The following is a 13,671-nucleotide window of genomic DNA, read 5'->3' on the forward strand; positions in this document are numbered from 1 at the left end:
CTGATTCTCTGGAGTTCAGCCGATCAACCATATTGGGGAAACCAGGTCAAACACCTCAAAGTCGGTACCGCCCGTCGTTTCTCTGTCACCACTCGAGAGTCGCTCGTCGCCGACCTGCGTCTGACCCTCTCCTCCGAATGCGCCACCCGAGCCCGAGACCTCGCCAAGCGGATGACCAAACCCGCGGACAGCGTCGCCGCCGCCGCCCGACTGTTGGAAGACGCGGTGCAAGGGCGCTGAATGATCTGGGTGACGGACTAGCCGTTCGCTCTCCCGTTGCCAGCGACGGGCGGTACCGACTTTGAGGTGTTTGACCTGGTTTCCCCAATATGGTTGATCGGCTGAACTCCAGAGAATCAGCGTGGGCATTCCTGCGCGCAGGCTCGCGGCCGTGGTGCCCGAGCCGCCGTGGTGTACCACCGCGCGGCAGGCCGGAAAGACCGCGGCGTAATTCACAGTTCCCACGAGTTTGACATCGTCACATTGCGGAACGTCACCAAAGTCGTTGCCGCCGAAGCAGATCAACGCCCGCACGCCCAACCGGGCACATGCCGCGCTGATCATTTCGACCGTCTCGGCCGGTGACTCCACCGGGATGCTGCCGAACGCGAAGCACACCGGCGGCGGTCCTGCGGCGATCCACGACGCGACATCATCGTCCGCGTTCGTCGTCAACTCCATCGCGAGGGCGCCGACGAAGGGCCGCCGCGTGCCCCATTTCGCCCATTCGGCTGCCAGTCCAGGGAAGCAAACTTCGTCGTAGGCCTGGATCTCGAGAGACCCCCGCTCGGCGACCCGTCGGGACGAGCGATGTTTTGCCTCTGCCAGTCCCAGTTGCCGCCGCTGCGCGTTCTCGACCTTCTTCGTCGAGCGCCAGAACAGCCACTCGGTCGCCGTCATGGTGGACCGGACCACTGGAGCGGGTGCGCTGGGAACAAGCTGGCCGTTGGCCCGCATCGGGAAGTGATGCAACGTGACCAGCGGGATGTCGTAGAACTCCGCGACGTTGGCGGCGGGCTGTTCGAAATTGATGCCCGTCGAGAGCAGGTCGGCCCCTTCAGCCAGTGACATCAGAGTTGCGCTGACTTCGCCCCAGTACCGGATGATGGGCTCCCAGACTCTGCGCACCACCCGGACCGGACCGCGGATAGTCCACACGCTGCGGAAGAAATCCCTCCACATGTTGCGAAGAAACTCTTCGTCCAAGAAGTCTTGCAGTTCTGGGCCGTAGGAGACCGCCGGAAGGCCAGCCGACTCGACGAAGCCGACGAGGTCGGGCGGAACAGCCAAACGCACTTGGTGCCCTCTGCGCAGCAATTCGCGGCCCACGGCGGCAGAGGGCTCAACATCACCACGAGTCCCGTAACACGCGAGGGCAAACTTCATGACGCATCCTCGGCCGTGGCCGCAATCTCCTTAGCCGGCGCCAGGACATTGCCGATTATCTCTGGCTCCCTGATCGCCGATGAGACTGGCCGAAACACTGGCACTCTGCACATTCTGCTTGTCGAGGGTGCGATCTCGCACCCGGAATGATGCCTGCTCTGACCGCTACGCGGTAGCGCGTTGGTAGAGAGCCGCCTTATCGAACCGGCCTCGGAATCGCGGCCGTCGGGGCGTCGTCTTCGTCCACCTGGTGCGAGAGCAACGCACGCACTGAGGGACGCGTCCCCTCAGAACGCAGCATCTGACTGGCCGGTCGGGGACGTACCACCTGCGGCCACCAGAACCAGCGTCCGAGCAAGGCCGCAATAGACGGCGTCATGAACGACCGCACGATCAATGTGTCGAACATCAGCCCCAGGCCGATCGTGGTACCCACCTGCCCGATGATCTGCAAGTCGCTGGCCGCCATCGCGCCCATGGTGAAGGCGAACACCAGGCCCGCGTTCGTGACGACCTTGCCGGTGCCGCCCATCGCCCGGATGATGCCTGTCTTGATACCCGCGGCTATTTCCTCTTTCATGCGGGAAACGAGCAGGAGGTTGTAGTCGGACCCGACGGCCAGAAGGATGATCACCGACATCGGCAGCACCATCCAGTGCAGCCTGATTCCCAGCAGATACTGCCAGATCAGAACCGACAACCCGAACGAGGCGCCAAGCGAAAGCGCAACGGTGCCAACGATCACCAGTGCCGCCACGAAACTTCGGGTGAGGATGAGCATGATGATGAAGATCAGGCAGAGCGCGCCGACTCCGGCGATGAACAGATCGTATTCAGAGCCAATCTTGAAGTCCCTGAAGGTCGACGCAGTACCGGCGATATAGATCTTGGAGTTCTCCAATGGCGTGGATTTGAGCGCCTCTTCCGCGGCCGTCCTTATCTGGTCGATCCTTGCGACGCCCTCCGGGGTCGCCGGGTCGCCCATGTGCGAAATAATGAATCGAGCAGCCTTCCCGTCCGGGGACAGGAAGTTGGTCATCGCACGCTTGAAGTCGGCGTTCTCAAAAATGTCCGGGGGGAGATAGAAGGAGTCGTCGTTCTTGGAGGCGTCGAACGCCTCTCCCATGGCGACGGCGTCCTTGTCGTTGCTGGTCATCTGCCCGAGCGTGCCGGCCATGGTGCTGTGCATCGTCAAGATCATCGATCGCATGCCCTCGGCTATTGAGATCATCTGCGGGTACTGCTCAAGCAGCTGCGGCAGGAGCGCGTCCATCTTGTCGAGATCTGGGATGAGATCCTGCTGCAATTTGTCGGCCAGAATGTCCACGCCGTCAAATGTCTCGAATATGTTCCTCAGCGACCAGCAAATTGGGATGTCATAGCAATGCCTTTCCCAATAAAAATAGCTGCGCAGTGGCCGGAAAAAATCTTCGAAGTCCGACAAATGCTGCCGAACTTCCTCGATGACCACGGTCATTTCCTTCGTCTTTGTAATCGTGTCATGCGTGATCTCGGTCATCCGCTTCTGCAGCTCGTAGAGCCGCTTCATCGTTGCGATCTGCTGGGAAATCAAGTCCGCCTGCTTCAGCATGTCGTCTGTCCGCGCCTGCATATATCGCATGTCTTGGGACATGGTCGCCTGCTGCATGCTGAGCAGGAAGGGTATGGACGTGTGCTGAATCGGTGTCCCCTCGGGGCGGGTTATGCCCTGGACACGTGAAATTCCCCTGACGTGGAAGATCCCCTTGGCCAGTCTGTGCAGCACCAGGAAGTCCGCCGGATTGCGCATATCGTGGTCCGACTCGATCATCAGGATCTCGGGCATCATCCGCGATTGGGAAAAGTGGCGGTCGGCGGCCGCATACCCCACGTTGGCCGGAACGCTTTTCGGAATGTAGGCGCGATCGTTGTAACTCGTCTGATAACCCGGCAGGGTCACGAGACCGACCAACGCGACGGCGATCGTCGCGGCGAGAATGGGTGCGGGCCAGCGGACGATAGCCGTGCCGACCCGCCGCCAGCGCTGGAACCCGATGGTGCGCCTCGGGTCCAAGAGTCCGAAGCCACTCCCGGCGGCGATGATCGCTGGAACCAGGGTCAGCGCGATCGCTACCGAAGCGAGCAAGCCCACGGCGCAGGGCACACCGATGGTCTGGAAGATGGGCATCCGGGTGAAACTGAGGCACAGCATCGCCCCGGCGATCGTCAAGCCGGACCCCAGGACGACGGGAGCGACACTGCGATAAGTGGTGTAAAAAGCTTTTTCGCGGTCCTCGCCGGCCTGACGGGCCTCTTGGTATCGGCCGAAGAAGAAAATTCCGTAGTCGGTTCCAGCCGCCATTGCGAGCGCAACCAGCAAGTTGATGGCGAATGTCGATAGCTGAACGATGTTGTTGTCGCCCAGGAACGCGATGATCCCGCGGGCGGCGAAAACCTCGATTCCCACCGTGATCAATAGCAGGATCACGGTGATGATCGAACGGTAGACGAAAAGCAAGACCGTGAAGATGATCACGGCGCCGATCAATGTCATCTTGAGGATGGAGCTGTCACCGGCGTGCTGCATATCCGCGATGAGCGCCGCAGGGCCGGTGACATAGGCATGAAGGCCGGCGGGCGGCGGTGTCCGCGCGATGACGTTCCGGACCGACGCGATCGACTCTTGGCCCAAAGTCGTGCCCTGGTTACCGGCGAGATTGATCTGCACATATACGGCCTTGCTGTCCGGGCTTTGGGCGCCCGCCGCCGTAAGTCGATCGCCCCACAGATCCTGTACGTGCTCAACGTGTTTGGTGTCGGCTCGCAGGTCACGAATCAGCTGATCGTAGTATTTATGCGCCTCGTCGCCGAGCGGTTGGTCGCTCTCCAGGACGATCATCGCGAAACTGTCCGAGTTAGATTCCTTGAAGTCCCGGCCCATCCGCTGCATCGCCTGCACCGCCGGCGCATCGCGGGGAGCGAATGGTACGGAATGGTCTCGGCCCACCGTCTCCAGCCACGGCACCCCGAAACTCACCAGGAGCGTGAACGCCACCCAGGCCAGGATGACGAGCATCGCGAGCTTGCGGACGGTGCGCGCCACGAAGGGAGCACGCCGTCGCTCGGTGCTCATGCGGCGTGCCCCTGTGCCACCATGCTCCCCACGGTCGTCGTCCCCATGTCGAAGTTGATGTCCGCCACTTAGAGCGGCTGCTTCAGCAACAGTGAACGCACCAGCGGTCGTGGGCCGGTAGGCCTCAGCATGGTGCTAGCTGGGCGAGGACGGACCGCCTGCGGCCACCAGAACCAGCGCCCCAGCAGGGCCGCGACCGACGGTGTCATGAAGGCGCGCACGATCAGCGTGTCGAACATCAAGCCGATGCCGATTGTGGTGCCAACCTGGCCGATGCTGCGCAGGTCGCTGACGACCATGGAAGCCATGGTGAATGCGAACACCAGGCCGGCGTTCGTTACGACCTTGCCGGTGCCGGCCATCGCACGGATGATCCCGGTGTTAATGCCGGCCGCCAGCTCCTCCTTCATTCGGGAAACCAATAGCAGGTTGTAGTCCGACCCAACCGCCAGGAGGACGATCACCGACGTCGAAAGCACTGTCCAGTGCAGCTGAATGCCGAGCATGTATTGCCAAATGAGCACCGATAGGCCGAAGGACGCTCCCAGCGAAAGCAATACCGTACCGACGATCACCATTGCGGCGATGAAGCTTCGCGTCATGATCAACATGATGATGAAAATCAGACAGAGGGCCGAAACTCCGGCGATCAATAGGTCGAATTTCGACCCGTCCACCAAATCCTTCGTGATCGCCGCGGTCCCGGTCAGGTAAATCTTCGAATTCTCCAGCGGGGTGCCTTTGAGGGACTCTTCGGCCGCCGTCTTGATCGCTTCGACCCGGGATAGCCCTTCGGGTGTCGCGGGGTCACCACGTTGCGAGATCAGCAGCCGGACGTCCTTGCCGTCCGGCGACATGAACACCTTCTCGACTCGCTTGAAGGACTCGGAGCCATTAATGATGCCGGGCGGCAGGTAGAAGGAGTCGTCATTCTTGGACGCATCGAAGGCTTGTCCCATCGCACTGGGATCCTTTGAGTTCGCGTCCATTTGGCCCATGACACCGGACATGGTGCTGTGCATGGTCAGCATCATGGTGCGCATGCTCTGCATGGTCTCGATCATCGGCGGGATCTGCATGACCAGCTGCGGCAAGATCATGTCCAGTTCATCGAGGTTGTTAACGAGCTCTTTCAGCTTGTCGTTGATCTCGTCAACGCCGTCGATGCCGTCGAAGATTGACCTCAGCGAGAAGCAGACGGGAATGTCGTAGCAGTGCCTTTCCCAGTAGAAGTAGCTGCGGAGCGGCCTGAAGAAGTCTTCGAAATCCGCTAAGCGGTCACGCAACTCAGATGTGATGTCCTGCATCTGGTGCGTCACGCCCACCATGTGGTGGGTCGTGGCGACGAGTTGTCGCATCAGGTCCAACATGTGTTGCATGATGGCGATCATTTTCGCCATCTCTTCGGCCTGCACGAGCATGTCGTTCATGCGGTCTTGCTGGAACGCCATGTTTTGCAGCTGGCTCGCCTGGCCCATGCTCACGATCCACGGAATCGTGGTGTGTTGCAGTGGAACTCCCTCTGGTCTGGTCACGGTCTGCACCGTCGAGATGCCGGGAACCGCGAGCACGCCTTTGGCGAGTTTGTTGATCACCAGCATGTCCGTCGGGTTACGCAGGTCGTGGTCGGTCTCCACCAACAGGATCTCCGGCATCATCATCCGCGAGCCGGGGAAGTGCCGCTCCGCGGCCGCATATCCGACATTGGCGGGAATGCTCATCGGAATGAATTTCTGATCGTCATAGCTCGGCCGATAATTCGGCAATGTCAATAGCCCGATCAGCGCGACCGCCAGCGTCGCGATAAGGATGGGCGCGGGCCATCGAACGATCGCCGTGCCTATCCGGCGCCACCGATGAACCGTGATCGCCCGCTTCGGGTCGAACAGGCTGAAACGGGCGCCGGCGGCGAGAAGGGCTGGCCCCAGCGTGAGCGCCACCAGGACCGCGACGGCGATACCGACCGCACAGGGAATGCCCAGCGGCTGGAAATATGGAAGACGCGTGAAGCTGAGGCAGAGAACCGCACCGGAGATCGTCAAGCCTGAAGCCAGGACAACTTTGGCGACGCTGTTGAAAGTGGTGTAGAAGGCCGTTTCTTTACTTTCGCCGTTAAAACGCGCCTCTTGATATCGGCCGACGAAAAATATTCCGTAGTCGGTGCCCGTGGCGATTACTGCCGCCACCAATAGGTTGACGGCGAAGGTCGTCAGGCCGACGACCCCGAGATGGCCGAGGAGCGCAACCATACCCCGCGCTACCTGCAATTCCAGCCCGACAATCAACAGCAAAAGGATCACCGTGACGATCGAGCGGTAGACGAGGAGCAGCGTGACGAAGATGACCGCGAGGGCCACCGCCGTAACCAACAGGACGGTCTTCTGGCCGGCGACGTTCATATCCGCGACGATTGGCGCGGGACCGGTGACGTAGACCTTAAGTCCGGCGGGCGGGTTGGCGGCCTGCACGATTTTCCGGACCGCGGCCACCGATTCGTCGCCCGAGCTGCCGCCTGCGTTGCCGTTCAGGTTGATCTGCACGTAGGCGGCTTTACCGTCCTGGCTTTGCGCGGCCCCCCGGGTGAGGGGATCGCCCCAGAAGTTCTGGACGTGCTGCACGTGTTTGTGATCGTTTTCCAGGCTGTGAACCAAACGGTCGTAATAAGCGTGCGCGTCGTCGCCCAGCGGCTGCTGGCTTTCCAGCAAGATCATCGCCAAGGCGCCGGTATTGGTCTCTTTGAAGTCTGCGCCGAGGCGCTCCATCGCTTTGAACGACGGGGCGCCAATCGGACTCAGCGAAACCGCGTGCTCCGCTTCTACCTGCTCGAGCGAGGGGACGCCGATGCTGATGAGGACCGCAATGCCCAGCCACCCCAGAATAATGGGCACGGACAACCGATGGATCATCCGCGCGAAGAATGGCTGCCTGGCGCGCTCTTCAATTACCGGTTGGGTGCTCATGTGGCTGTCAACGTGCAGTAGGTGAACGCGTTCAACTCGTGTGAGATCCTCTCGGCTTTGACCACGCCGTCGATCACTATACGGCAGCCAAGAGTGTCGCTATTTCCTTGTGCCACAACGTTTGCCACGACGGACGGCAGGGTGGTCGCGATGTCGTAAGACCACGGCAGGACTATGCCGTTGATGTGCTGCGGCTCGCCGTTGATGTCGAAATAGCTGATATCCGCCATCGTCCCGGGTGGTCCGAATATCTGGTACTGGATGCGTTTTGGATTGAAGGGCTTGGTGTCCTGTTGTCTGGTGTCGGCATATGACGGGCGCTTCTCCGACCCGAAGATCCCGTGCAGCCGCGTCACCGTAATCCCGCCTGCGACGACGACCACCAATATGACCAGCGGGATCCACACGTGCTTGAGGATCCCCACAATTCCGGCTCCGCGAGCCCGCCGATTCCGCCCACGTGCGCCCGGCCCTCCGGGCTCGAATGCGGAGGAACGCGAAAAAGGTGAAAAACGGCGTCGGCGGTCAGTCTGTTGGCTGATGTCGCGGCCTTTCGTGATGGCGATATCGGGCCGGGCCCGCACGTCGGGATCGACCACCGCACCCCCTTCTACCCGTTTCTGACGTCTCTTGCCATATCCGCCGGCCCGAACAAACTGTTACATGCGGATCGCGAGACCAGACTGCGGCACATCGATCGCGGTGTACGTCGCAGACTAGTCGTGCTCCGGCACCTCTTACGAGCCCCGCCCCCCGGGGAGCGCGACCAGGTCTTGATGAGTAAACCACGCCAGCGGTCTCCGTATCAGCCCTTCGTTGAGGAGATACGGGATCGTAATGCATACCGCGTGCTTAACGGCTGTTTTTGATCGCCCGTCCCGGATGGTTCGCTCGGATATTTCCCCCTGGCTAGGGCCGCCGACTGGCCAGCGGCCCTAGCCAGCTAACGGCGCTCGGCGCCCATAGTCAATGGGTTCCGCGGCGTTGCTTCGACCGCGGGCCGCCCGGCATCGGCCTGGGCCTCTTCTGGGTGGTCGTCGGGTCCGTTCTCGTGGCGCCTCGGGCCACCGGAACGGGCGCGCCTCGTCGTGATTTTCCCGGGGGCTCGAGCGCCGGTATCCTCGTCAACGACAAGCACCCAAAATTCCATCGTCCTTGAAGGCCGACCTTGCCCAATCGCGAGCCGCATCGGTGAGCCATTACTGCAGGTCACAGCAGCCAACGGCGGCAGCTGCGCAGCCCTGTACCAGCCCAATCTTTAGGGCGCGTTAAGAGCCTGACGGGTCACCCCGGGAACTTTGTCCAAACCACGGACGCGCGCTAGTGGCTCCCGTATGGTTTGGAACCGTTCCACTCATGTCAACTAGCAGCTTGGAGAACTGTGAGCATCAATCCGTTCGACGACGACAACGGCAGTTTTTTCGTCTTGGTGAACGACGAGGAGCAACACAGCCTCTGGCCGGCCTTCGCCGACGTTCCAGCCGGCTGGAAAGTGGTCTACGGCGAGGCCGATCGCGCTGCATGTTTGGAGTACATCGAACAGAACTGGCCCGACATCCGGCCAAAGAGCCTGCGAGACAAGCTCGCAACGGGCCGGGGTTTTGACCAGTAACGAGTCGGGGTATGGGGCGGATGGAGCTTTGGGGGAGTCGATGGGAGTTGGTGATCACACACTTCCGCTGACGCGCGGACAGCTCGACATCTGGCTTTCGCAGGAAACGGGCTTCGTCGGCACGGAGTGGCAGCTCGGGCTTTTGATCAGGATCGACGGTCCGGTCGACCGCGATGCCCTCGGGCGCGCCCTCACCCAGACCGTCGCGGAGGCCGAGGCCGGCCGCGTCTCGTTCTTCGAGGTCGACGGCCACGTGGTCCAGAAGCCGATCGACTACCCGGACGTCGAGCTCGCCTTCCACGACCTGACTTCCCTGCCCGACCCCGTGCAGGAAGCCCGCGCGATGGCGTCGTCGATCCAGCGGACGCCCATGGACTTGAACGGGCAGCTGTTCCAATTCGTGCTATTCCAAACCGGGGTTGACGAGTTTTATTTGTTCGGTTGCTGCCACCACATAGCAATCGACGGATTGGGCATGGCGCTGGTGGCCCGTCGCGTTGCCACAATTTATTCGGCCATGATGGCCGGAAAGCCCATTCCCGATGCGTATTTCGGCTCGGCGCAGGATTTGGTCGACCTGGAGTCGGGATACGAGGCTTCCTCCGACTACCAGGAAGACCAAGCGTACTGGAGCAACAACCTCCCACCGGAGACCGCGTGGGTCGATCGCCCGGCCGAGGCCACCAGCGGCAAAGACCACTACTCGCCGTCCGCGTCCGTCCAGCTGGACCCGTCCGTCACCACCCGGATCAAGGAGCTGTCCAAGAAGCTGGGCATCCGTCGGTTTTCGGTCACCACCGCGGCGTGCGCGCTCCTGGTGCGGGCCTGGTCGGGGAGCGGCTCGCAGGTCGCGCTCGACTTTCCCGTGAGCCGCCGGGTGAGCCAAGAGTCGAAAACGCTTCCCGGCATGTTCGCCGGGGTGGTGCCGCTGGTGCTGGACACATCGCCCACCGCCACCGTCGCCGACTTCTGCAAGCACGTCGACACCCGAATCCGGGAGCTGCTGCACCACCAGCGGTTCCCGGTGCACACCCTCGAGAGCGACGGCCTGCGGCAGGCGGCGAACCGGGTCGGCATCAACTTCCTTCCGATGCGGCTGACGCTGGACCTCGCCGGTTCGCCGGCGACGGCGAGTTACACCAACCACGGGCCCGTCGGGCACTTCAGCCTGTTCTTCCTCGGCGCCGGCGACCAACTCTTCCTCAGCACCGCGGGACCGGGCCAACCGTTCGCGGACTTCGGCGTGGCCGATCTGGCGGCGCGCATGCAGCAGGTGCTGGAGGAGATGACCGCCGACCCGGAGCGGTGGCTGTCCTCGGTCGACCTGCTCGCCGCCGTCGAGCCGGCCCGGCTCGACGAGTGGAGCAATCGGGCGGCCCTGACCCAGCCGGTGCCCGAGCCCGTCTCCATCCCGGTCGCGTTCGCCGAACACGTGCAGCGATCGCCAGAGGCGCTGGCGGTGACCTGCGCGGCCAAGTCGTTGACGTACGCCCAACTCGACGAGGCTTCCAACCGCCTGGCGCATCTGCTGGCCGGCCACGGGGCGGGCCCGGGCGATTGCGTGGCGGTGATGTTCCCGCGCTGCACCGACGCGATCGTGGCCATGCTCGCCGTGCTAAAGACGGGTGCGGCCTACGTGCCGATCGACCCGGCGCACTCGGCCGCGCGCATGGAGTTCGTGCTTTCCGACGCGACGCCCTGCGCGGTGATCACCACGGCGGACCTGCGGTCGCGGCTGGACGGGCACGACCTGCTGGTCGTCGACGTCCACGACCCGGCCGTCAAAGCGCAGCCCAGCACGGCGCTGCCCGCGCCGGCGCCGCAGAACGTCGCCTACATCATCTACACATCCGGGACCACCGGAACCCCCAAAGGCGTTGCCATTCCTCATCTCAACGTCACGTGGCTGATCGAGTCGCTCGACGAGGGCTTGCCCAAGGGGCAGGTGTGGACGCAATGCCATTCCGCGGCCTTCGACTTCTCCGTGTGGGAGATCTTCGGCGCGCTGCTGCGCGGGCGCCGGCTGCTGGTGGTGCCCGAGTCCGTGGCGAGCTCCCCGGACGAGCTTCACGACCTGCTGGCCGCCGAAAAGGTCAGCGTGCTGACGCAAACCCCGTCCTCGGTGGCGATGTTGCCGGCGGAGGGCCTCGAGTCCACCGCCTTGGTGGTGGCCGGCGAGGCCTGCCCGGCCGACGTGGTGGAGCGGTGGGCGGCGCCAGGGCGGGTCATGCTCGACGCCTACGGCCCCACCGAAACCACGGTGTGCGCCTCGATCAGCAAGCCGCTGACCCCCGGAACCGGCGTCGTGCCGATCGGTTCACCGATTTCCGGCGCGGCGATGTTCGTCCTCGACAAGTGGTTGCAGCCGGTGCCTGCCGGTGTGGTCGGTGAGCTGTACCTGGCGGGCCGCGGCGTCGGGATCGGATACGTGCGCCGCGCCGGGTTGACGGCTTCCCGGTTCGTGGCCAACCCCTTCGGCGGTCCCGGAGCGCGTATGTACCGCACCGGCGACCTGGTCTGCTGGGGCGAGGACGGGCAGCTGCAGTACTTCGGCCGCTCCGACGAGCAGGTCAAGATCCGCGGCTACCGCATCGAGCTCGGCGAGATCCAGTCGGTGCTCAAGGGCCTCGACGGGGTCGACCAGGCGGCGGTGATCGCCCGCGAAGACCGCCCGGGGGACAAGCGCCTGGTGGGCTACATCACCGGGACCGCCGATCCGGCCGCAATCAGGGCTGCGCTGGCCGATCGCCTCCCGCCGTACATGGTCCCGGCCGCGGTGGTGGTGCTGGAGACCCTGCCGTTGACCGGAAACGGCAAGCTCGACAAGCGGGCCCTGCCCGCACCCGAATACGCCACCGCCGAGTACCGCGCGCCTGGCGACGCCGTCGAAGAGATCCTGGCCGACATCTACGCCCAGGTGCTGGGGCTCGAGCGGGTCGGTGTCGACGCCTCGTTCTTCGACCTGGGTGGCGACAGCATCCTGTCGATGCAGGTGGTCGCGCGCGCCCGCGCGGCCGGCATCCTGTTCCGGCCGCGCGACGTGTTCGTCGAGCAGTCGGTGGCCAGGCTGGCCCGGGTGGCCGAGGTGGCGGCCGACGGTGCGGCCGGGGCGGGCGACGACGGCGTCGGGCCGGTGGTGGCCACCCCGATCATGCGATGGCTGGAAAGCATCGACGGGCCCATCGAGCAGTTCAACCAGACCATGGTGGTGCAAGCCCCGGCCGGGGCCGGCGAGGACGACGTGGTCGCGGTGCTGCAGGCGTTGCTGGATCGCCATGCCGCCCTGCGGCTGCGCGCCGATGACGACGGTGCGGGCGGCTGGTCGCTGCAGGTGCCCGAGGTTGGGGCGGTGGACGCGCGCGGCTGCGTGCACGCCGTCGAGTCGCTGTCCGACGAGGCATTGGCGGAGGCCCGGTCGCGGCTGAACCCGGCCGCCGGGGTGATGGTCAGCGCGGCGTGGGCGCAGTCGACGGGTCAGCTGGCGCTGATCATCCACCACCTCGCCGTCGACGGGGTGTCGTGGCGAATCCTGTTGGAAGACTTCAACATCGCGTGGGCTCAGCATCACAACGGGCAGCCCATCGCCCTGCTGGCCCCCGGCACGTCGTTCGCCCGGTGGTCGTCGCTGCTTCAGGAGTACGCGCACCGGCCCGACGTGGTGTCCCGCGCCGACGAGTGGCGGCAGGTCGCGGCCACCCCGGCCGCGTTGCCGGCGGTGCAACCCGAGGCCGACACCTACGTGAACGCCGGTCAGCTGTCCGTCTCGCTGGACGTCGAGACGACCCGGCTGCTGCTCGGCGAGGTGCCGGCCGCCTTCCACGCAGGCGTGGGCGACATCCTGTTGATCGCCTTCGGACTGGCCTTCGCGGAGTTCCTGGGCACCGGCGCGGCGCCGATCGGCATCGACGTGGAGGGCCACGGCCGTCAGGAGGAACTGTTCCCCCGGGTGGACTTGTCGCGCACCGTCGGCTGGTTCACCACCAAATACCCGGTGGCGTTGAAGGCCGGCCGGCTGAGCTGGTCACAGGTGGCCGGCGGCGAGCCCGCCCTGGGCCCGGTGATCAAGGCCGCCAAGGAACAGCTGCGCGCCCTGCCCGACGGACTGACCTACGGCCTGCTGCGCTACCTGAACGACGACGTGGACCTGGACGGGGCGGACCCGGTGATCGGGTTCAACTATCTGGGACGGCTCGGCGCGGGCGCCGACCTCTCCGAGGAATTGTGGCGGGTCAGCCACGACAGCCTGGCGGTGGCGGCGGTGGCCACGGCGGTGCCCATGCCACTCGCGCACACGGTCGAGCTCAACGCCGGCACCATGGACACCGAGGCGGGTCCGCACCTGCAGGCGAACTGGAGCTGGGCCCCGTCGGCGCTGGACCACGAGCGGGTAAACCGCTTGAGCCAGTTGTGGTTTGAGGCCCTGGCCGGAATCTGCGCGCATGTCCGGGCCGGCGGCGGCGGGTTGACCCCGTCGGACATCGCACCCGCTCAGCTCAGCCAGCAGCAAATCGACAGCCTGTGCAGGCAGGGCGGCGTCGCCGACGTGCTGCCACTGACCCCGGTGCAGCAGGGACTGCTTTTCCACACCGCCTTCGCGCAGG

5 protein-coding genes and 2 pseudogenes are annotated in these 13,671 nt (G+C 64.1%); 3 read left to right on the forward strand and 4 right to left on the reverse strand.

Annotated elements, in window-relative coordinates; translation table 11 throughout:
• A pseudogene (locus tag A5691_RS29135) lies at positions 1-240 on the forward strand (hypothetical protein); the annotation flags it as partial.
• A 21-nt stretch (positions 241-261) separates the two neighbouring features.
• Here the strand turns inward: A5691_RS29135 and A5691_RS14445 are convergent.
• From A5691_RS14445 to A5691_RS14460, 4 genes and pseudogenes are all read right to left on the reverse strand, one after another.
• Positions 262-1,386, reverse strand: a pseudogene (locus A5691_RS14445) (glycosyltransferase); the annotation flags it as partial.
• A gap of 196 nt (positions 1,387-1,582) precedes the next feature.
• Positions 1,583-4,498 carry an RND family transporter gene (locus A5691_RS14450; RefSeq protein WP_068016279.1) on the reverse strand — a complete coding sequence of 972 codons (2,916 nt, stop codon included), beginning with the start codon at positions 4,496-4,498 and terminating at the stop codon, positions 1,583-1,585.
• 68 nt (positions 4,499-4,566) lie between these two features.
• Positions 4,567-7,458, reverse strand: a complete 2,892-nt coding sequence (locus tag A5691_RS14455; RefSeq protein ID WP_068016283.1) for an RND family transporter — start codon at positions 7,456-7,458, stop codon at positions 4,567-4,569.
• The gene (locus A5691_RS14460; protein ID WP_068016286.1) at positions 7,455-7,877 is read right to left on the reverse strand and encodes an MmpS family protein; all 423 of its coding nucleotides are present in this window, start codon (positions 7,875-7,877) and stop codon (positions 7,455-7,457) included. The genes A5691_RS14455 and A5691_RS14460 overlap by 4 nt, the downstream gene beginning before the upstream one ends.
• Positions 7,878-8,839: 962 nt before the next feature.
• On the opposite strand from A5691_RS14460, the gene A5691_RS14465 reads away from it, so the two are divergent.
• Positions 8,840-9,070, forward strand: coding sequence for an MbtH family protein (locus A5691_RS14465; RefSeq protein ID WP_067753920.1), 231 nt, complete (start codon positions 8,840-8,842; stop codon positions 9,068-9,070).
• 40 nt (positions 9,071-9,110) lie between these two features.
• A partial coding sequence (locus tag A5691_RS14470; RefSeq protein WP_156734794.1) for a non-ribosomal peptide synthetase occupies positions 9,111-13,671 on the forward strand: 4,561 nt, incomplete at its 3' end.

The sequence above is a fragment of the Mycobacterium sp. E183 genome (assembly GCF_001667735.1).
Lineage (GTDB): Bacteria > Actinomycetota > Actinomycetes > Mycobacteriales > Mycobacteriaceae > Mycobacterium.